Annotated in this window: 19 protein-coding genes; 7 read left to right on the top strand and 12 right to left on the bottom strand. The window is 42.7% G+C overall.

All coding sequences use genetic code 11. The features are described from left to right. Positions 1–69: 69 nt before the first annotated feature. Positions 70–204 carry a putative holin-like toxin gene (locus B9Z54_RS26720; protein ID WP_481747802.1) on the bottom strand — a complete coding sequence of 45 codons (135 nt, stop codon included), beginning with the start codon at positions 202–204 and terminating at the stop codon, positions 70–72. Positions 205–418: 214 nt separating this feature from the next. Between B9Z54_RS26720 and B9Z54_RS25310 the strand changes: the two genes are divergently transcribed. Further along, positions 419–574 carry a hypothetical protein gene (locus tag B9Z54_RS25310; RefSeq protein WP_187444347.1) on the top strand — a complete coding sequence of 52 codons (156 nt, stop codon included), beginning with the start codon at positions 419–421 and terminating at the stop codon, positions 572–574. Between the two features lie 140 nt (positions 575–714). On the opposite strand, the gene B9Z54_RS17000 is transcribed toward B9Z54_RS25310, so the two are convergent. The 5 genes from B9Z54_RS17000 to B9Z54_RS16980 all read right to left on the bottom strand — a co-directional run bounded on the left by B9Z54_RS17000 (position 715) and on the right by B9Z54_RS16980 (position 7,533). Continuing rightward, positions 715–1,410 carry a DUF2306 domain-containing protein gene (locus B9Z54_RS17000; RefSeq protein WP_113929607.1) on the bottom strand — a complete coding sequence of 232 codons (696 nt, stop codon included), beginning with the start codon at positions 1,408–1,410 and terminating at the stop codon, positions 715–717. A gap of 503 nt (positions 1,411–1,913) precedes the next feature. Then, positions 1,914–4,148: a UvrD-helicase domain-containing protein gene (locus tag B9Z54_RS16995; protein WP_113929605.1), complete on the bottom strand. Its 2,235-nt coding sequence runs from the start codon at positions 4,146–4,148 to the stop codon at positions 1,914–1,916. 262 nt (positions 4,149–4,410) lie between these two features. Beyond that, positions 4,411–4,749, bottom strand: a complete 339-nt coding sequence (locus B9Z54_RS16990) for a hypothetical protein (protein ID WP_113929603.1) — start codon at positions 4,747–4,749, stop codon at positions 4,411–4,413. 93 nt (positions 4,750–4,842) lie between these two features. Beyond that, positions 4,843–6,420: a GGDEF domain-containing protein gene (locus tag B9Z54_RS16985; protein WP_162785272.1), complete on the bottom strand. Its 1,578-nt coding sequence runs from the start codon at positions 6,418–6,420 to the stop codon at positions 4,843–4,845. Positions 6,421–6,840: 420 nt separating this feature from the next. After that, complete coding sequence (locus tag B9Z54_RS16980) at positions 6,841–7,533, bottom strand: YqjF family protein (protein WP_113929599.1); 693 nt, start codon at positions 7,531–7,533, stop codon at positions 6,841–6,843. Between the two features lie 158 nt (positions 7,534–7,691). Here B9Z54_RS16980 and B9Z54_RS16975 point away from each other — a divergent pair, with 158 nt between their 5' ends. Together B9Z54_RS16975 and B9Z54_RS16970 are read left to right on the top strand one after the other, a co-directional pair. Then, positions 7,692–7,928 (top strand): hypothetical protein, encoded by a 237-nt coding sequence (locus tag B9Z54_RS16975; RefSeq protein WP_113929597.1) that lies wholly within the window; start codon positions 7,692–7,694, stop codon positions 7,926–7,928. 147 nt (positions 7,929–8,075) lie between these two features. Then, positions 8,076–9,632 carry an ABC-F family ATP-binding cassette domain-containing protein gene (locus B9Z54_RS16970; RefSeq protein ID WP_113929595.1) on the top strand — a complete coding sequence of 519 codons (1,557 nt, stop codon included), beginning with the start codon at positions 8,076–8,078 and terminating at the stop codon, positions 9,630–9,632. 265 nt (positions 9,633–9,897) lie between these two features. Here B9Z54_RS16970 and B9Z54_RS16965 read toward each other — a convergent pair whose 3' ends face one another. The 3 genes from B9Z54_RS16965 to B9Z54_RS25845 all read right to left on the bottom strand — a co-directional run bounded on the left by B9Z54_RS16965 (position 9,898) and on the right by B9Z54_RS25845 (position 11,367). After that, positions 9,898–10,347 carry a GNAT family N-acetyltransferase gene (locus B9Z54_RS16965; protein WP_113929593.1) on the bottom strand — a complete coding sequence of 150 codons (450 nt, stop codon included), beginning with the start codon at positions 10,345–10,347 and terminating at the stop codon, positions 9,898–9,900. A gap of 13 nt (positions 10,348–10,360) precedes the next feature. After that, positions 10,361–10,870 carry a S4 domain-containing protein gene (locus B9Z54_RS16960; protein WP_113929591.1) on the bottom strand — a complete coding sequence of 170 codons (510 nt, stop codon included), beginning with the start codon at positions 10,868–10,870 and terminating at the stop codon, positions 10,361–10,363. A gap of 317 nt (positions 10,871–11,187) precedes the next feature. Then, positions 11,188–11,367, bottom strand: coding sequence for a hypothetical protein (locus B9Z54_RS25845; RefSeq protein ID WP_240189987.1), 180 nt, complete (start codon positions 11,365–11,367; stop codon positions 11,188–11,190). 62 nt (positions 11,368–11,429) lie between these two features. Between B9Z54_RS25845 and B9Z54_RS16955 the strand changes: the two genes are divergently transcribed. Next, a complete protein-coding gene (locus B9Z54_RS16955) occupies positions 11,430–12,848 on the top strand; it encodes an amidohydrolase (protein WP_240189986.1) in 1,419 nt (472 codons plus the stop codon). A 372-nt stretch (positions 12,849–13,220) separates the two neighbouring features. Here B9Z54_RS16955 and cls read toward each other — a convergent pair whose 3' ends face one another. Then, positions 13,221–14,729 carry a cardiolipin synthase gene (gene cls / locus B9Z54_RS16950; protein WP_113929589.1) on the bottom strand — a complete coding sequence of 503 codons (1,509 nt, stop codon included), beginning with the start codon at positions 14,727–14,729 and terminating at the stop codon, positions 13,221–13,223. Positions 14,730–14,951: 222 nt separating this feature from the next. On the opposite strand from cls, the gene B9Z54_RS16945 reads away from it, so the two are divergent. Together B9Z54_RS16945 and B9Z54_RS16940 are read left to right on the top strand one after the other, a co-directional pair. Beyond that, complete coding sequence (locus tag B9Z54_RS16945) at positions 14,952–15,143, top strand: CsbD family protein (RefSeq protein ID WP_113929587.1); 192 nt, start codon at positions 14,952–14,954, stop codon at positions 15,141–15,143. A 111-nt stretch (positions 15,144–15,254) separates the two neighbouring features. Next, complete coding sequence (locus B9Z54_RS16940; protein ID WP_113929585.1) at positions 15,255–15,401, top strand: lmo0937 family membrane protein; 147 nt, start codon at positions 15,255–15,257, stop codon at positions 15,399–15,401. Positions 15,402–15,507: 106 nt separating this feature from the next. Here the strand turns inward: B9Z54_RS16940 and B9Z54_RS16935 are convergent, their stop codons facing one another. Together B9Z54_RS16935 and B9Z54_RS16930 are read right to left on the bottom strand one after the other, a co-directional pair. Continuing rightward, positions 15,508–16,632, bottom strand: a complete 1,125-nt coding sequence (locus tag B9Z54_RS16935) for a DEAD/DEAH box helicase (protein WP_113929583.1) — start codon at positions 16,630–16,632, stop codon at positions 15,508–15,510. Positions 16,633–16,719: 87 nt separating this feature from the next. Continuing rightward, a complete protein-coding gene (locus tag B9Z54_RS16930; protein ID WP_113929582.1) occupies positions 16,720–18,006 on the bottom strand; it encodes an ATP-binding protein in 1,287 nt (428 codons plus the stop codon). Positions 18,007–18,155: 149 nt separating this feature from the next. Between B9Z54_RS16930 and B9Z54_RS16925 the strand changes: the two genes are divergently transcribed. After that, entirely contained in the window at positions 18,156–18,455 is a 300-nt protein-coding gene (locus B9Z54_RS16925) for a hypothetical protein (RefSeq protein WP_113929580.1), read from the top strand. The last annotated feature ends 27 nt before the right edge of the window (positions 18,456–18,482 follow it).

The following is an 18,482-nucleotide window of genomic DNA, read 5'->3' as shown; positions in this document are numbered from 1 at the left end:
CATGAGAGTTCCGGCTGCCACCAGAACCCTCATGCAAGCATACACTGCAGGAAACAGCAGCTCATATTTTTAGATACGGAAGTAACCTACCCAGGTTGGAAGCCATGCGGGTGGGTTACTTCTTTTTTGGTTGACTGCGACTATTGCTACTGTCAGGGTTCCAAACGCAATCATGATTTGAAGAACGTCAGCTACTTCTACCATTACAGTGACTCACCTCCCCTCAAGAAAGGGAGCGGCCGCTGCCCGCCTGGCATGTATACTATAGCATTATTTTAACACAACAAGGAACATATGTTCTATTTTTTGTTTGTTTTTTCTAAAAATGGTCCGATTCTACCGAATTCTTCTTAAGGTCTATATGGATATTCTCCTTCATAGATTAGCTATAGGACATTGTAAGAAGGAGGAGAACCTATTGGATTTATTTGTATTGATCGGCCTTTCCGTAGTCCTGCTCTTGATTGGCGGATTTTTTGTATACTTTCTTAAAAGCACTTTAAATGTTTCAGACAGTTCCACGATTGACCCTATACCGGAGGAAGAAAATCCCTCAGAATCTCAGGATAAATAGAAAAGGCTCTTTCGTAACTTTTTTGTTATTAATATGATTTTCGTTAGGAAAATCGGGCTCTTGGGATTTTTCCGAAAACATCAATGTATGTGAAAAAGACATAGGAAAAGACAGCGTCCAGCTTTGACGCTGTCTTTTTGTTACGCTGCAATTACTTTCTTCTTATTAAATTTCCGATCATAATAAATAGAAAACCCAATGATGGCAGGTGTAAGGATAATGGTCGGCAGGAACCAAAGGAGGATACTGACCGATTCGATATTCATTAATCTTGGTGCACCAAACACGGTGAAAGCAGTTATGGTGGCGATCGAACAGCCCAGCATGCCCCCAAGATGTTCAAACCACCAATGCAGTTTCCGATCAGGTTTTCTGAGCCAATACTTTAACTGTGTGCCGCTGAGGAAAATCCCCAAGAACGGAAACCATGCCAGAAGCTGAAAGTTCTGCAGAAATCCATATACACTCACAGCTCCTGAAAAAATAAGCAGCAGCAGAGGAAAGCCCAGATCCACCACCTGTTTATGTACAGCTTTTCTTCCTTTAAATCTTAATACCCTGATTCCATAATAAGCTGTAGACCCGCTTAGAATGGAGATATAAATTAAAAATATGGAGAAGGAAATGACTTCACTGCTACTTGCAGGATCAAAGAGCCGGTAAAGTCCCATGTAAAGTGCCGATATCGCCACAATAATCATTCCCCAAACATAAACCCAACCGGATATTTTATGAATTCTGCCGCCTTTCCTTGTGACAACAGGAACCCAAAAGGTCAATAGGGCTGTAAAACCGCCAATAATATGAAGCATTCTAATGATAGAAAATAAATCCATTCCTTCACCTCCTTTTTTTTACATAGAGAGTATATAAAAGAATTCCCTACTTGATACCAAAAACCCTTTTCAAGACTAAAAGCATGAGCGCCTTGCTTAACACCGGCAAGCAAATGTTCTCAAGAAGAGACGGTTTTTACCATAATTCTCTTAGGGGTATTTGACCCCGGCGGGCTAGCGGAAAAAATAAGGGGAGATTTTCCCGTTAATTGCAGATTGAAACTCATTTTGCAGGTGAATAGAGGGAATTTTTCCCCTTATATAAAGAAAAAGCACCTGCTTTCTAGTGATTTGAGTCAAATAAGGGGAATTTCTCCCTCTATATTAAGCTATTTTTAGTGATATTTATTAAATAAGGGGAATTCTTCCCTCTATTTAGGGGCTCGTACGCCTGCAGCGAAGATCCCCTAAATAGAGGGAAAAGGGTAAATTAGTATAGAAACAATCTTTTAGAAAGAGCATGAAAAAAACACCCAGCTCCCTCTCACTGAGTGTCGATCCATTTATCCGCTTACCTTTTTTTCACCTTTAATCATTCTCGTCTCGCAAAGCGGACACACTTTTCTTTTTATATTTTGTTCGGCCTCTGTCTTGATCCTGGACCAGGCAATACAGTTGTCATTGCTGCAAATCCAGGCAGCAACCTTTATCATTAGGAGCTCCCTTTTAGGCTTGTTTATTTCTTTTTCCTGCTTTTCCACTGAAAATACATCAGTGAGGAACCTTGAAATTTCTCGCTTTTCACCCTGATAGTAGGCGGGGGAACTAATGAACAGCTCATTTTTGGCTCGTGTGATGGCGACATACATAAGCCTTCTCTCTTCTTCGAGTGCAAGCAGGTCCTTCTTTTTCCCATTCTGCTGAATTTTATCTTCCAGTTTATCCGCATTGAGGGCAGAGGAATGAGGAAGATTTCCTTCACTTGCACCGATAACAAAGACAGCTGGAAACTCCAAGCCTTTTGCACGGTGGATTGTCATCAGCGAAACGGCATCCGAATTCATTTTCTGATCCTCTTTCTGCATCTTTTCATGTTTCTCCGTCATGCTGTCTATAAACGAGATAAAAGCAGTAATAGTTTGAAACCGGGCAGCCGATGCTTCAAGCTCTGATAATGTTTCTTTGATTGCCTCTTTATGTTCAGTGACTGAAAAGCGTTCGTTGGTATCCATGAAGGTATCATAAAAAACTTTCCTCAAACGTTTGATGGCTGCTGCCGGCGGCTCTGCGGAAAGATCCTTGATGAGCTTTATTCTTTCTTTCACTTTATCTTTCTGGAACTCTTTTAACTGTTCCATTTTAGTCAAATGGATGAGCGGATACTTCTTTCTGGCTGTTTCCTCCTGACTGGCGATCATTTTCATTCCGGCCTCTCTGTTGATATAGAGGGTGGAAAGGATGCCTTCTATTGCCGGTAAATTCCGGGGAACAAGAGAAAGTCTCAAATGATCGACTAAAGGTTTTACGATCCATTGATCATAGAAATGCTGATCGCCGAGATTATATGAAAAGAACGGAATTTCCTCGATGACTAACCGTTCAAAGATGGCACGGCTGCTGCTGATTGTCCTATGTAAGATGGCAATGTCCTTGTAGGCAGTATCTCCTTGCTCAATCATTCTTTTGATTTGGGAGATGGTCCATTCAGCTTCTTCATCGGAATTAGAGGGACGGCTGTATTTTGGTTTCATTTGTTCTTCATTGACAGCTTGAAGAGCCTTCTCTCTCCTGAAGCGGTTCATCCTGATCACTTCATTTCCGAGTCCGACTATGTAGCTGTTCGACCGGTAATTGACATCCAATGTAATCACCGCCGCATCCGGATATTCTTTATCAAAATCAAGGATAAATGAATGATCAGCACCGTTAAATGAATAAATCGTCTGGTCATCATCCCCAACGACAAAAAGATTTTGCGACCTGCCTGCAATCATTTTGATCAGCTCATATTGCAGCCAGTTTGTATCTTGAAATTCGTCCACCATGATATATTGAAATCTGTTTTGCAAGGCTTCGAGAAGAACTGAATCACCATGAAGCAATTCATACGCTTTAACGAGAATATCATCGAAATCCATTTTGTGATTGCTATTCTTCCATTCCTCATAACTGGATAGAATCTTTTTAATCTCTTTTTCCCCAGCCGTTTTCTCTGGCATTCCCTGCACAGACTTCATCCCTATCTTAAGGCTCGAAAGTGTGGATAACAGTGTCTCCGGCTGATAAGGGTCCTGAATACCTAATTTTCTCTGAATCTGTTTTAATATGATGTGCTTGAATCTATCATTACCGAGAATTTCCTGTGTGACCCCCCTGCTCCTCAAGAGAAATAAGAAAAAAGAGTGAAAGGTGCCGGCTTGTATTCTATTCGCTTCATGCCGGCTAATCCCAGGCAGCCCCGAAACCCTTTGCTTCATTTCCATTGACGCTTTCTTTGAGAAAGTCAAAAGCAGTATTTTCTCAGGAGAAACCCCTTCTACCTGCAAAAGATACCCGGTCCTGGCCACGAGGACCGAAGTTTTTCCGGAACCTGCCCCAGCAAGCGTCAGGCATGGACCTTTCAGATGTCTGACGGCTTTCATTTGAGATTCATTCAGGTGTATTCCATCCTGCTCAATCACCTGAAAATAAAAGGCGTCTTCTTTGCTATCGGGTTGTTGAGACTGATTATGATAGATGTCTGCATTTGGCATAATTTCATTCGATGAACCAAATGGCCTGTTGGAAAAGTAGTTCATTTTTTAGTCACCCAGCTTGATTTTATTGATTTGCAATTTAAGTATATATGCACCTGGTTAAGAAGAAATTTAATAAAAGATAAAAAGAGTGCAAAGACAGACTGAGTCTTTACACTCTTAGAAACAGTATTATTTTTGTTGATAAAAGTCAATTAACGCATGGTAGATTTCAATCGCTTGATAAGATAGAAGTGTAAGCGCGGTAAACGAAAAGACTCCCATCATGATAAATCTGATCCACATATTTCTCCCTCCTTGAATATCAATTTGCTAATTGATGATTCAATGAGAAAGGCTTTACGTAATTAGCCCCGTAGAAAACAGGTATCAGCAGCAGGCGGATTCTATAGCCGGCAGTGGTGCGGAAATTCCCGTGGGACAGCAGGCATAGCACTGTCAAAATTCCTGCTATGAAACTGGCAAAAGGATAAAAGGCACTTTTTCCAAGATCAGGATTTTCTCCAGGAAGCAATTTTTCATAAGCTAACTGTTCTATAATGGAGGCTTCATGAACTGCTTTTACCGGGACATGGGGCACTCCTACACTGTTAGTCAGGAACGCAAAAGATAATAGAACCGCCAAGATCAGTTTTCTATTCATCGTTCACACTCCCTAAAGATCGATAACATCATTATATTCCAAATGAATGAATTAAGCACCTTAAACATTTGGAAAATGCCATAAACCCGTGCTTTAATGGAATTGGTAATTATTTTTCCCTTGCTGCTTAGCTGCATACATCGCCATATCGGCTGCCTGAAGAAGTTCGTTCGCATTCCTGCTGTCATCCGGAAAGAATGATGCACCAAGACTGAAGGTGATGTTTACCTTTTCCCCATAAATCGAATAGCCTTTTTGGTTGGCCTCAAAAAACTTCTGGATGAGAATTTCAATCTCTTCCTTCGACTTGGTCCCTTCCAAAATGACCACAAACTCATCACCTGACTGCCTTGCAATAAAGGCCTCCGGAGGAAATTCCCTTTTCACTCTCCGGGTAAATTCAATCAGCAGTTCGTCACCGTATGAGTGGCCAAGCCTGTCATTGATTTCTTTAAATCTATCGATATCAATGAAGATCACAGCAAATTCAACCTTCTCCTCCTCCTCGAGAGACTGTTCGAACAAAGTCTTCAGCCTCCCCTCCAATGCCCGCCGGTTCCATATATCCGTGAGCTGATCATGGAGAGCCATATACTTCAGTTTGGAGGACGACTTTTCAAGTTCAGCATTCTTCCTGCTTAACTCCTCCGTCCGTTTATCTACTTGAGTCTCAAGGTCCCTGGCCAGATTTTGATAGGATATAGTCAATTGATTCAACTGGGAGCTTGCCAGAAGCTGTCTGGAATAGACAAGGAATATGATGATCAGCAGCCCTGCACCCGCTGTCAGATCCTGACTCATGCTGAATATCAGGAACAGGGTGAGTATGCTTCCGATATTGACAACGCTTCTTGCCAAAGGGTACGAGCCTGCATTATAGTTGAAGGTGTTTTCTCCCCTGCGGAAGGTTGATTTTTTCAATAGCAATTCGAACGCCGCTATCCCCTGCAGAATGATCGCCGAACTCCACAATACTTCCAGGAGGCTGCCCGGCTCAAATCTTCCATAATATAAAGCAAATAAATGTATACTGTCACTTATCAAGAACAAGGCTATGGAAATGGTGAGTAAAAGCATGGCCTTCATTGGGAAAAAGTACTTTTTCAGAAACATGGTCGCTGACAAGGCAAATAGCAAAAGCAGTTCGAGAGCGGGGTAAATAAACGATGTGATCCCAAGCCCATACGTGACACCAGCTTCTTCATATAAAGGGTGAAACCAATAAACCCATAGAATAGCAGTGATAGAAAAATAGATGATCAAAATATCTATGGCAAAATAGACAACCTGATATCGATTTTTTATGGCAAACGTCAATAAGGAAAAAGCCCCGATGATCAACAGGAGGTTCAATATGTATAGGACGTTGCTCCAAATCGGCACAGAATCGAGACCGCCTGACACCGTTTCTTCATAAAGCCAGACTACTTCAGCAGCTGCATAGATAATGGTTGCCAGGAAGAGCAGCCCGATGAACCTTCGCTGAAGCCCTTCAGTTCCCCTGAGTGCCAGAATCTGCATTAACAATGTGAACACAATGGCTGACGCTGCCATTGCACTTACTCCCAGGGTCCGTATCTCCCCTTGTATAGTGAGTATCCACCCGCCAAACAATAAAACAAAAACCCCCAGTCCAAATAGTGCATTTCTTATGTAAATAGTTTCCTTCATGTCCATCGCCCTATTCTACTTTATTCAAGCATTGTTTATTTTGTATCATCAGCCCAAATACGTTGACTGCTTTTCAAGCGGCCTGCTTTCCCTGAAGAAATCAAGACATTACCTTTGCGGCAGTACCAGCATACCTGAAATTGAGGTCTCAAATCTTATCCGGTTACTTTCTGAAAATGAGAAAGGCCCCCCATCCACATATACTTACCATGGGTAAGGCAAAAAACCTGTCGGCCGGCTCTTATGACCATAATATAAGCTTCAGAGTGATTATCTGCGGATCTAAGAACTATTCATTATTTTTAACCTGCTATCAATACTCCCTTTACCCTGATAAAGTATCCGCCAAACCATATTCGTTACTATAAGACTAGTAGATAATAACCAGAAATCAAGCTGTGAGACCCCTGACAATGTCACTTAGAGCGATAATGGCCAGATATAGGCTGTGAGGCTGGGTGAATAGCATTGGTGAACTATTGTCTCCTCTTCCTTTGGCTGCGGCCATAAAGACTGTTCCTCAATTATAGATTGTGCTTCATACAGTTCCCAAGGTTTATGATGGATAGCACCTTTATACACTTCGTTATCCTTTATAGTCCACAGGCAATATCTTTCAGTCAGCCACTCTGTCAATGAACCTTTAACTGGCTGGATTCTTTCTCCGTGAGTATACTCTATTTTCAAACTCTCGCCGTTCGTTCCTGTATGAATTCTTCTTGTACTGTACTTGACTGTTCCATTACTGACTTCCATCTTCATATCAGCGTTAAAATACGGAAGTGAAAAGAAGCGCCGTGCTCCGGCAACTGCAGGGGCATGATTGGCATCCAGACTAAAAAAATACACACCCGGTTCTCCTTTATAAGTAACGTAGGTCCTGACATTGCACTCAAGAAAGGTTCTCGCAAAAGGGATCTCCGGGAGACCGCGGCCCCTGATGTGGTTCATGGCGAATGGAATAATCCCGATCCACGCGTTTCCTTCATAAGTATCAAGTTCAAGCTGTGCTGGCAGCTTTTCTTTCAATTCCTCCACCGGCACTTGCCAATGAAGGAACAACACGTGTTCCCAAGTTTGCGTCATTATCCAGCCGGCCATTTCTTTATCCATCCCTTCTTCCTCCTCTGGTTCTTTAGAGTGACTCTTATTAGTTACTTTACTCCAAGTTATTGCTTTTCAAACTAACTGAGAACTGCATACTGAAACGTTTGCCCCTTTATCTTTACCGGGAATATACACTATACCAATTTGAAGGGGAGGGGCACAGCTTGAAACTAACGAGGTGGAGTTATTCCAGAAGATTCAACATCAAGGCAAGCTTTGACAGCTTTCCCCATTCGACAGTCCTTTTCCGTAAAATCAAGGGATACTACTTTGTTTATAACGTCTATTGGTCCCGGGAAGACCCGGTGGTCACCCGCACAGAACTCATTGAAATGGAGCTGCTCCTTAACAGGGAGCTTGGTTCAGAGGAAGAATACTCCAACCGCCGGAGCTTGAATTGACATCTTGTTATGCCGGGCTTTACGGCAGCATAATCTGTGCTGCTCCGGTTTTGCTGCGATTAATTTTTTCCATGGACTATCCTTCTGCTTTTAACACCTTTATAATGAAGTGAGATAATAACATTTCAATAGAAAAGGTGCTTTCAAATGAGTATATTAACAGTAAATAATTTAAGCCATGGCTTCGGTGACAGAGCCATTTTCAATGACGTATCCTTCCGTCTGCTAAAAGGTGAACACATTGGTCTTATCGGCGCCAATGGAGAAGGAAAATCCACCTTCATGAATATCATCACCCGCAAACTCGAGCCGGATGAAGGAAAAGTACAATGGGCAAAACGGGTCCGAGTCGGGTATCTCGATCAGCATACCTCCCTTGAAAAAGGCATGACGATCAGAGATGTGCTGAAGACCGCTTTTCAATATCTATTCGATATGGAAACAGAAATGAATGAACTATTTGCCAAAATGGGAGAGGTCTCCCCGGAAGAACTTGAAAAGCTGCTCGAAGAAACCGGTACACTTCAAGACGCACTTACAAACAATGATTTTTACATTATAGATGCAAAAGTCGAAGAGATTGCCCGCGGCCTTGGCCTTGATGAAATCGGCCTTGAGCGGGAAGTACAGGATTTGAGCGGAGGACAAAGAACTAAGGTACTCCTTGCAAAACTACTGTTGGAAAAGCCTGATATCCTGCTGCTTGATGAGCCTACCAACTACCTTGATGAACAGCACATTGTCTGGCTGAAGAGATATCTGCAGGAATATGAGAATGCATTCATCCTCATTTCCCATGATATTCCGTTTCTGAACAGTGTCATCAATCTCATCTATCACATGGAAAACCAGGAGCTTAACCGTTATGCAGGTGATTACGATGATTTTCAAAAGGTTTATGAAATGAAACGCCAGCAGCTGCAGTCTGCTTATAAAAAACAGCAGCAGGAAATATCTGAACTGAAGGACTTTGTTGCCCGGAACAAAGCCAGAGTGTCAACACGGAACATGGCCATGTCCCGCCAAAAGAAACTGGATAAGATGGACATCATCGAACTTGCAGGCGAAAGGCCTAAACCCGAATTTCACTTCAAGCCTGCCAGAACTTCAGGCAAATTGATATTTGAAACAAAGAATCTTGTAATTGGATACGATGAACCACTGTCCAAGCCTCTGAACCTCCGAATGGAGAGAGGACAGAAGATTGCTCTTTACGGAGCCAACGGAATCGGGAAAACCACATTGCTCAGGAGCATCCTTGGTGAAATCAAACCTGTATCCGGCGAAGTAGAGTTAGGAGAACACCTTCACATTGGCTACTTCGAACAGGAAATCAAAAAAGCCAACTACAACACCTGCATCGAAGAAGTCTGGAGCGAGTTCCCATCCTTCACTCAATACGAAGTCAGGGCTGCCCTGGCTAAATGCGGCTTGATGACGAAGCACATCGAAAGCAAAGTCGAAGTGCTGAGCGGCGGCGAAAAAGCGAAAGTCAGACTGTGCAAGCTGATCAACAGAGAAACCAATATCCTCGTCTTTGATGAGCCGACAAACCATCTCGATGTCGAGGCCAAAGCCGAACTCAAAAGAGCCCTGCAGGAATACAAAGGCAGCATCCTCCTCATCTCTCATGAACCTGAATTTTATCAGGACATTGCGACTGATATGTGGAATTGCGAATCATGGACGACAAAGGTATTTTAATTTATCGGAACCGAAAATATCTACACAGAAAAAGCAGCGCTAGAATTACAGTCAGCGCTGCTTTTTTATTAGCTTACACTTTTCCGGCTCACCTTGAACCTTTAGGTTATTGGGTAGTTTGTTGAGCCCCTGGAGAGCTTATGACTCTTTCCTGATTTTCAAACATTGATGCTCATTGCTAGAGATATCCTTGTCACTGTTTTGAGCTGATTGGTAGTCTCTAAAGCCATTCATCAACTAACAATTCCCAAACCAATCAGAAAAATTAGAGACTATAGGTATAATGAAACTCGGAATGCTTCACGAATCCAAACTTTTCATAAAGTTTTTGTGCGTTGTAATTGTCATGTGCGGTTTCCAAAGTTACTCCCTTGGCACCTGTGGATTGGGCAAGCAGTTTAGCATGATGGAGCAGTTCTTCGCCAATTCCTCTCCGCCTTGCTTTTTCAGCGACAAACAAGTCATTCAACAGCCAATGGGTTTTCAAGGATACTGATGAAAAAATCGGATATATCTGGGTAAATCCCAGCGGCTCCATCCTCTCCCCCTGTTCTTCAACTGCTAGAAAAATGACAGACTCATCCCTTTCCATACGGTCTCTTAAAAATTCCCTGCAGCTCTCTATATCATTTTGCTGATTATAGAAAACCCGATACTGATTAAACACTTCTGTAACTAAGTCCAGATGCTCGATTTCCGCTTTTATCACTTCCATTCCATATCCCCCTTTAGAACATTTCCTCTAATAGTATTGTAATCTTATCTCCGCTATTCAATCTTCTGCTTCTTTTAACGATACCATCATTCACCAGGATGGATCCTTCCCTGATCAATTCTGCTGACCGGGTGCGGCTCAACAACGAAATCCGGTCGCTGAGAAGTTTATCAAGCCTGAACACACCATGGACGTCTTCAATGTCGATCAGCACCCTGGAATGTCCTTTTGATATGAACTTATCTATGTCAACTTGCTTTACTTCATCTTGTCTATCAGGCAATTCCTTATACAGCCTCACATGACTGCTGAAGCTTTTATATGTCTCCAGCTTCCGGTTCCATGTGTGGTTTTTCTCACATTTATATATGGCAAAACGAAATATATTTTTCCCATTGGCATTATGCCTTCTTACCAGTGTGTCTTGAAACCGGACGGTACGCCCGCAATTGGAACAATGTCTTTCTATGAATAATTCACTTTCTGCATCTATAAGCTGCCACTTCAAGCAGACTGTTTTCATATTCCTTCACCTCGAAGTAAAGGAACGAAGCACTATTTGAATTTCTGGCATGTCAGCGGGTCCGGTGAAACAAAAAAAGCTTCCCCACCAGGAGAACCTCACTAAACATACTGAAGGCTGTTCCGTTCCTTTGTAATGGGATAAATGGACAGACTGGTATTAGGTGAAAAAACAGGTTCATTTTTTTCCTCAACCTTCTATCCGCTTAAAGTTTTCCATTACAAAGTTGTTATTGGCATAAAACAGAATTCCTTTCTATTCAAATAGTATCGAGTTTATAGTAACATGGTTCGTAAGTGTTTTCCATAATTTTCTCACTATTCAACTATAAGGAGAAATGTATTTTGAATAAACAATGGGCAGATATCATTATTAAAAGTGATTCGATATTCACGGCAGACAGAGATGGACTGATCGATGGAGCCGTCGCGATTAAGGACGACAGAATCCTGGGAATTGGAACTGAAGAGGAAATGCAGCAATATAGAGGTTCTCATACAAAAAAATCCAGGCAAACGGCAAACTTGTCTCTCCCGGTTTTCATGACTTCCATGTACATTTGTGGCTCGGAGCGATGTTTCAGGAGTACGCATCACTCACCTTCTGCGGAAGTGAAGAAGAAGCTGCCGACAGAATGGCAAAGTATGCCGAAGAACATCCAGGCGACCCCTGGGTGCTTGGCTTCGGCTGGCATCATGTCAGATGGGCAGGGCAAAAGCTCCCTTCCCGCCATTCACTCGATCAGCGAATAAAGGACCGCCCTGTCTTTCTTTTGAATGAAGAAGCTCATAGCGCCTGGCTGAACACTAAGGCACTGGAAATCCTCGGAATCGATGAAACGACCCCCGAACCTCCCTTTGGAGTGATTGAAAAGGACCTTAATGGCAAACCAACCGGGTTTCTATATGAAACAGCTGTCGGTTTAGCGTTGGGAGCATTCGAAATTCCTTCTGATAAGAAGACAAGACTGATGGAATCGTTTTTAGAAAAAGCAGGAAAACTCGGGATTACATCGATTGCGGACATGCTTCCGCTGCCGGGATTCACATTAGGAGATCTTGAAGAGTACCGAAGATTTGAAGAAGAAGGAAAGCTTACGGTACGCATTCACTTCCTCGCCCCTCTTGATGGAGAGTTCAAGGGCCTTTCCTATTATGAAAAATTCGACTCAGATAAGCTTCAATTCTCCGGGCTCAAACAATTTATTGATGGAGTCCCCTTAACCTATACAGGCTATCTATTGGAACCTTACTCTGACCGCCCCTCAGTAAACGGCGGGACGATTTATTCAAAAGAAACCTATTTTAAATGGATTGAAGAAGCGGATAAAAAAGGGTACCGAGTCAGACTTCACGCATGCGGGGATGCAGCGGTCAGACTGGGGCTGGATGCTTTTCAGAATGCAATAGAAATCAATGGGCCGCGGGACTCCAGGCATACAATTGAACATATCGAAGTCATCCATCCTGATGATATACCAAGGTTTTCCGAACTCGGCGTACTTCCTTCCATGCAGCCTGAGCACTTATCTTCAAGCTCCATGGAGTCACATGAATATATAGATCGGCTCGGGCCAGAGAGACTGCCCTACACCTGGCCGATCGGCGAGTTGGAAAAAAGCGGTGCCCAGCTTGTTTTCGGCAGTGATTACCCGATTGTTGAGCTGAACCCGATGCTGGGAATATATAGGGCTGTCACAAGGAAACACGAAGACGGCACACCTTCCGATGGATGGAACCCGCAGCATAAAATCAGTCTCGCCAAAGCACTTACCCATTTTACCAGTTCACCCGCTTACGGCAATTTCCGGGAAAAAGACCTGGGAACTCTCCAAGCAGGAAAAAAGGCAGACATCATAATACTGGACCGGAACCTTTTTGAGTGTGATCCTGAGGAAATCAAAGAGTGTAAGGTTCTGATGACTATGATGGACGGCAGGGTGGTGTATGAACAGAGTAAGCCTGATTTCTCTTTTTGAGCCTGGCTCAGATCTCCCTTTTTGAGCCTGGCTCAGATCTCCCTTTTTAGCCAGGCTCAGATTACTCCTTTTGTACCTGGCTCAGATTTCCCTTTTTGAGCCTGGCTCAGATCTCCCTTTTTAGCCAGGCTCAGATTACCCCTTTTGAGCCTGGCTCAGATCTCCCTTTTTGTAGCCTGGCTCAGATTACCCCTTTTGAGCCTGGCTCAGATTACTCCTTTTGAGCCTGGCTCAAATATTCCTTTTTGAGCCTGGCTCAGATCTCCCTTTTTGAGCCTGGCTCAGATCTAGCCTTCTTGCACAGATGCTGTAAACACAAAAAAAGCAGGCTCAAATTCTCAATTTTGAGCCTGCCTCTCTTATTCCATCACATTACAAAACCCCTGAGAACAACCGCGCAAATGATTCCTTGGCACGATCTACTACGCCTCTTTTATAGTATTCCACCGGCCTGATTCTTACGCTGTCTTCCATGTCTTCTTCATAGTGAACGGACAAGTCACGGATCGAACTGTTCCCCAGCAGGAATACATTGACTTCGAAATTTAAGTGAAAGCTTCTCATATCCATGTTGGCTGTTCCGACCGATGCCAGGTTGCCATCCACGATGATGATCTTTTGATGCATGAAGCCTTTTTTGTAAGAGTATATCTCCACTCCGCAGCGGATCAGTTCAGAAAAGTAAGATCTGGTGGCATACTGGGTAAGAAATCCGTCGTTGGTTTCGGGAACCATGATTCTGACTTCGATGCCTTTGGATGCAGCGACACGAAGAGCAGTCCGGATTGATTCAGTCGGCACAAAGTAAGGTGTGGCAATCCATATTGATTTTGTTGCCGAGGAGATCAGTGAGTAGTACAGATCGCTCATGATGCCAAGCTGGGTATCCGGTCCGCTCGCGACAACTTGAACCGCTCCGTCCAGTTCTTCTGAAGGTATCTCCGGATGACTCTGGTATTTTTCAAGCACCATCTCTCCTGAAACGTATTCCCAGTCGAGCAGGAATACGGTGTGAAGGGTATATACCGCTCCGCCTTCAAGCATCATATGGGTATCCCGCCAGAAACCGAATTTTTCACTCTCGCCAAGGTACTCTATGCCGACATTCAAGCCTCCCACAAAACCGACTTCCCCATCGATCACTATAATTTTACGGTGATTTCTAAAGTTGAATTTCTGATTGAAGAAGCCGTATTTCAACGGCAGGAATGGCTGCACCTTAACCCCTGCTTGATTCATTGCCCTGATATCCTTTGAGGAAAGGTGCATGCTTCCGACTGCATCAAAGATGAAAAGAACCTCTAAACCCTCTTGAGCCTTTTCGATCAGGATGTTAATGATTTCTTTTCCCAGCCTGTCAGAACGGAAAATGTAATATTCCATGTGAATATACTTTTTCGCGTTTTTTAATTTCTCCTTGATTTCAGTGAATGTTTCATCTCCATTTTTCAAGATCTTTGTGGTTGAAGAAGTGCTGATTGGCGACCATGCGACTTTGTTGGCAAAGCTTGCGAAGTTCCGTTGGTTATCCTGCAAGAATGCCAAGTCAGGGGAATTTTCTTTCTTCAGCAGCTTCTGCCATTCCTCACGGTCATTTTTTCTCTTGCTTTTAAAAAGGTATCCTTTTAGATACAACTGCCCGGAGTACAGGTAAAAGAAGTACCCGAAAACCGGGAAACAGACAAGTACATAGATCCATAACAAAGTATGTTGAGCTGATCGGTTTTCCAGGATGAGTGAGAGGACACTGATCAAGATGATAATAATGTAAACGGCTGCCGCCGACCATTTTATGTAAGCAGGAACTCCGCTGTAAAAAAATATATACATGCACGCAATCAGAATGATGACAAATAAAAATTCAAGTCTTCTCTTTTTCATATGACCAATCCCTCAAGTTAAGAATACTTCCCTGCCGGATAAAAAATTCTATCCTTATTGTTACACGCAATCCAATAAATAAGCTGAGTATTTAGGCTGAAAGTTAAAAAAGTTCTTTTATGTATTCCCCTTATTCTGTAAAAGCTAACCTGATTTTTTTATGTTTAACCATGGCCCGCAATGGAAAAAGAATAATAAAACACAGAAAGGATGATTCTTAATATGAGTAATGATAACGGAATGAAAGACAAACTTAAAGGTGCAGCTAAAAAGGCTGAAGGAGAAGTAAAAGAAAAAACAGGCAGAGCAGCAGATAATCCTGAAATGCAGCATGAAGGAAACGTAGATAAGGCAAAAGGAAAGGTACATGAGACGGTAGGAAAAGCAAAGGATGACCGTGCAGATAAATTTTAATTCTCTTTAAAACCGGTTAAGCACTCTGCAGCAGAGTGCTTTTCTGCTCTCTTAGTTTAAATTTTCATAAATGAGGGAAGTTAAACTTATCTTAACAAAGGAGGTTCTAACATGCTCTGGACGATCATTGGTATTTTAATTGCTTTATGGCTGCTTGGTCTGCTGTTTGAAATTGCCGGAGGTATCATTCATATTCTCCTTGTCATTGCAGTCATTGTCCTTGTTTACAAATTAGTTGTAAACAGAGGAAAGCGGTAAATGAAGGCCCGGATTGAATCATTCAATCCGGGCCTTATCTGTCTTAATCAGCGCTGACAGTATGGTTTACCAGGCTGCTGCTGGTGGCTTCAGTCTTCCACGTGGTTTATCGATCGTCTGAAATTTCCCCGCCATGAATACGCTTCTTCGCCACTTTCAAATCCAATTCGCGTGCCAGCTTTTCCAAGAAGCTTTCCTCTCTTTTGGTGACTATGGAAATGACTACACCAGATGCACCCATCCTTCCGGTTCTGCCTGAGCGGTGGATATATTGCTTTGTATCTGATGGAAATTCGAAGTGGATGACATGAGTGACCCCGCTGATATCCAAGCCCCTTGCTGCAACGTCCGTTGTGAGGAGCATAGGGACTTTCCCAGCCCTGAATTTATCCAGTGAATGCTTACGTTCCATCTTTTTCGACTCGCCTGCAAGAACCTCCAGAGAAGATTTTTGGTATTTCAGCTTTTCTTCCACTTCCGATAACTTCTCGAGGCTGTTGAAGAACACCAATGCTTTGATATCTTTCACGTTTGAAAGCTTTCGGAGCACTTCTATTTTATCCCTCTGCTCGGACAATAGATATCCATGTTCCACCTTGGATGAGGAAATGACACCCTGATTGATCCGGATCACATCATAATCGTCCATGAGTTCTGAAGCGACTTCATCTGTGACATCTGAAAGTGTTGCTGAAAAGAATAGAAGCTGCCTTTCAGCCATTGTGGATTTAATGAGCTGTCTGATGTTGTTAATGTGCTCCTTTCCAATCATCAAATCAAACTCATCAACGACTATGGTTTTGATTTCATGCACTTTCAGTTTCTTCATCTTAATCAATTCCATGATCCTTCCGGTGGTTCCTACAATAATTTTAGGTTTCTTTTTAAGTTTTTCTATTTGATTTTTCACATTGGCTCCGCCAATAAGAGCGATGCTGTTGATGCCGGAATCTTTCGTCCATTTTTGCACTTCCTGATGAATCTGCATGACAAGTTCATGGGATGGCGCAACTATAAGTGCCTGTGCCTGCATTCTTTTTTCATCAATGCTATTGAGGATCGGCAAAAGGTAAGCAAGTGTTTTGCCTGTTCCTGTTGGAGATTCGCAGACAAGATTCTTCCCTTCAAGAATTTCAGGGATTGCTTTTTCCTGCACTTCCGTAAGCTCAGTGAATTCGGATTTTTTCCATGCGTCCTGTAAAAAGGGCTTTAAGTTTGTAATATGTTCCATTTAATGATTCCTCTCTCTGTTGAAGATGCTGTAGTCCATTCTACACGAAGTATGTTCGAAAAGCTGTATTCAAATAGTATTTTCTCATCAGGACAGGGGAAGGGATATCGTTACGGTTGTTCCTTTTCCTTTTTTACTCTCGTAGCTTATATCTCCCTGGTGCCGTTCAATGATTTTCTTGCAGACAGCGAGCCCAAGGCCTGTTCCCTTTTCTTTTGTTGAATAGAAAGGTTCTCCAAGGCGGTCAATCCGCTCCTGGTCCATTCCCGCTCCGCTATCCTGGATTTTTATTAAAGCATGCGTGGCATCTTTGGCTGTTACTACTCTCACCATTCCGTGTTCGCCAATCGCTTCCACACCATTTTTTATTATATTGATCAAAACTTGCTTCAATTGGTTTTGATCTGCATTTACATACATCGGGCCATCTTGGAAGGGTACAAATTCAATCTCGACGTTATCCAGGTTGGCTTGCGCTTCCATCAATACAATGACCTGTTTGATTGTATCGTTGACCTCTTCTTTGCCGAATAATATGTCCTGCTGTTTCCCCAGGATGAGCATTTCACCTGATATGAGATTGATTCTTTCTATCTCAGACAGCATTATGTTGAGGTGCTTCTCGTCAGCTTTCTTGGTTACCTGCATTAATTGGACAAACCCTTTTAATGAAGTTAAGGGATTTCTGATTTCATGGGCAACGGCAGCAGCTAACTGTCCAATGACAGACAGTTTCTCAGATGCGATCATCATTTCCTCATTTTCACGGTAGTGAGTGATATCTCTTGCCATACCGAAGACCCCTATGATTTTTTCATCCACGATAATAGGAAGCAGCGTACAGCGCAGGAGCCGTTTATTTCCTGCTTTACCGAAGATATTCATTTCGAATTTTTCAGGCTTTCCACTAAGAGTTTTCTTAAAAAGGCGCTCTACGTATCCTCTATCATCCGGGTGTACTAGGAAATCCAGCGTTTTGCCTTTTAAATCCCCCGCCGGGCAGCCGATGATTTCTTCTCCCTCGGGATTCAGCGCAACTAATTTCCCATCTCTTGTAATCTCAAATACTGCATCAGGATTGTGGCGGAACAGCGATTGATAGTGCTGGTTGCTCTTTTGAAGCTGTCTCTCTTTACTCCTCAATTCTTCAGCTGATTCCACCAGCCTGGATGCTCGCTGATAGATTAAAAAATAGATAAGGAATCCGGTTATCAGAATGAACAACCACCCTTTATATCTCTGAAAAAAGACGTACGCGCGCATTTCATTTTGGGCCAAAACCAAAGAGAACATGTCGGAAAATATAATCCACAATGCACCGATGACTATATATACTAACGCAATTTTCACTGCAATTTTCCTTGATTCTTTCATAAGCGGTCTTCTCCTGCCATCAGTTGTTATATACACCTATAATACCTCAATTGGGGCAATTTATGTCGGCAATATCTTGTTTAGCAGCTTTGCTTAACGTTTTATTCCCATTCACAATGGATATTTATTAGTAAGAGGTGAAAAAGCTGATGTGGCATAAATACAAGTGCAAGGATTTCAGCAAAACCGGCAACGTAACATTACCTAATCAATGGAGGCAGCAATTTGGACTTGTCCCCGGGAGGCAGGCGGAAATCTGCTATGACGAGGAGTCTATAGTGATTAAAAAACCGGAGCAGCACAGCACAAATAATAAGCGGTATATTTCTGAAAAAGGCGCCATCCACATCCCAAAAGAAATCAGGGACATCAGCGGCATTAAACCACAGCAAGAATTCTGCCTGTTTGTAGATGAACAGGACAAATGTTTCATCTTAAAAGTCATTTAACAACAATTGTTGGGAAAACAAAAAAAG

The sequence above is a fragment of the Bacillus sp. P14.5 genome, assembly GCF_003316765.1.
Lineage (GTDB): Bacteria > Bacillota > Bacilli > Bacillales > Bacillaceae_B > Rossellomorea.
This window is presented reverse-complemented; position numbering and strand designations above follow the sequence as displayed.

Coding starts and splice junctions, on each gene's coding strand:
- B9Z54_RS26720 (WP_481747802.1), bottom strand. CDS start 204: ATGGTAGAAGTAGCTGACGTTCTTCAAATCATGATTGCGTTTGGAACC.
- B9Z54_RS17000 (WP_113929607.1), bottom strand. CDS start 1,410: ATGGATTTATTTTCTATCATTAGAATGCTTCATATTATTGGCGGTTTT.
- B9Z54_RS16995 (WP_113929605.1), bottom strand. CDS start 4,148: ATGAACTACTTTTCCAACAGGCCATTTGGTTCATCGAATGAAATTATG.
- B9Z54_RS16990 (WP_113929603.1), bottom strand. CDS start 4,749: ATGAATAGAAAACTGATCTTGGCGGTTCTATTATCTTTTGCGTTCCTG.
- B9Z54_RS16985 (WP_162785272.1), bottom strand. CDS start 6,420: ATGAAGGAAACTATTTACATAAGAAATGCACTATTTGGACTGGGGGTT.
- B9Z54_RS16980 (WP_113929599.1), bottom strand. CDS start 7,533: ATGGATAAAGAAATGGCCGGCTGGATAATGACGCAAACTTGGGAACAC.
- B9Z54_RS16970 (WP_113929595.1), top strand. CDS start 8,076: ATGAGTATATTAACAGTAAATAATTTAAGCCATGGCTTCGGTGACAGA.
- B9Z54_RS16965 (WP_113929593.1), bottom strand. CDS start 10,347: ATGGAAGTGATAAAAGCGGAAATCGAGCATCTGGACTTAGTTACAGAA.
- B9Z54_RS16960 (WP_113929591.1), bottom strand. CDS start 10,870: ATGAAAACAGTCTGCTTGAAGTGGCAGCTTATAGATGCAGAAAGTGAA.
- B9Z54_RS25845 (WP_240189987.1), bottom strand. CDS start 11,367: ATGAGAACCTCTATATTGCTGCATTTCCTCTTCAGTTCCAATTCCCAG.
- cls (WP_113929589.1), bottom strand. CDS start 14,729: ATGAAAAAGAGAAGACTTGAATTTTTATTTGTCATCATTCTGATTGCG.
- B9Z54_RS16945 (WP_113929587.1), top strand. CDS start 14,952: ATGAGTAATGATAACGGAATGAAAGACAAACTTAAAGGTGCAGCTAAA.
- B9Z54_RS16940 (WP_113929585.1), top strand. CDS start 15,255: ATGCTCTGGACGATCATTGGTATTTTAATTGCTTTATGGCTGCTTGGT.
- B9Z54_RS16935 (WP_113929583.1), bottom strand. CDS start 16,632: ATGGAACATATTACAAACTTAAAGCCCTTTTTACAGGACGCATGGAAA.
- B9Z54_RS16930 (WP_113929582.1), bottom strand. CDS start 18,006: ATGAAAGAATCAAGGAAAATTGCAGTGAAAATTGCGTTAGTATATATA.
- B9Z54_RS16925 (WP_113929580.1), top strand. CDS start 18,156: ATGTGGCATAAATACAAGTGCAAGGATTTCAGCAAAACCGGCAACGTA.